A 963-nucleotide genomic window follows, 5' to 3' on the forward strand; every position below is an offset into this window, starting at 1 on the left:
ATGTATCATTCTTGATGATAATGATGAGTTTAACGCATCAATACTCGATAGAGTGCAGCCTAAACTAATCAATATATTTCAGCTCTTTGGTCGCAATCAACATCTAAAAATGAGAATAAGACGCTGGCAGTTGTAATTATTTTAAACGAGGGTATATGCATTACCATTCTTCCATATTGATCCATACGGCATTTGTATCAGAGTTTGAACTTGGCAATAGATAATGTTCTTGATTATTTAAGCGCCTGATAACTGGCATTTCAGAGCTTAAAAAACCAGCTTTATCTGCTACGAAAAGCCCCGGAATCCTACCTCTAATAAATGGTTGCCTATCAGATTGAGTGTAACTATTATAAAAATCACCAGCGCCTAAGCAAATATATATAGGTGAGAGCATAGTGATATTAACCTCACTATTTCGATCAGTTCTAGAATGAAATCTACTCCCAAAAATAGAAGTTAAACTTGCATCACCAGGGGTTTGCTCCCCATCAAGCGGGTAAACTTTGAATAAATTTCTAGCCCCTTGATTTAGTTGGTAAGCAATTGTATTTGTCCAAGTTGTATCACTATTGTTTTGTTTGCCACACATAGATATATATGTCGCTGGGTCGTTTGGGTAATTCGAGATGAAATCACCAGTGAACAGATACGGCATATAAACAGTGCCAAGATCATTTCTAGATGCTATGTCTGTAGAAAATGAAAAAAAGTGGAACGCTGTTGCAGTCGCTAATAAAATCCAATTTGTCGGTAAACGAGTTCCTGATCCATAATCACCGCTGAAAGCAAAATAGCCGTTTGCATTTTCATAAGTATCACTATCTATAGCGTTCTGACCTGAACGCAAATATACCTTTTGATCATCATTATCATTTGAGCAATAGAAGATAGAGAACCCACCGCTCCCTCCATTACTTTCATCATTTTTAACTACTAATCTTGGTGAGTCTGTTGGAGCTG

1 protein-coding gene is annotated in these 963 nt (G+C 36.9%); it reads right to left on the reverse strand.

All coding sequences use genetic code 11. The features are described 5' to 3' along the window. Window positions 1-160: 160 nt before the first annotated feature. Window positions 161-963 (reverse strand): hypothetical protein (locus H5072_RS20360; protein ID WP_182694624.1); only part of this gene is annotated, 803 nt, incomplete at its 5' end.

This window comes from Pseudoalteromonas sp. SR45-5 (genome assembly GCF_014163565.1).
Classification (GTDB): domain Bacteria; phylum Pseudomonadota; class Gammaproteobacteria; order Enterobacterales; family Alteromonadaceae; genus Pseudoalteromonas; species Pseudoalteromonas distincta.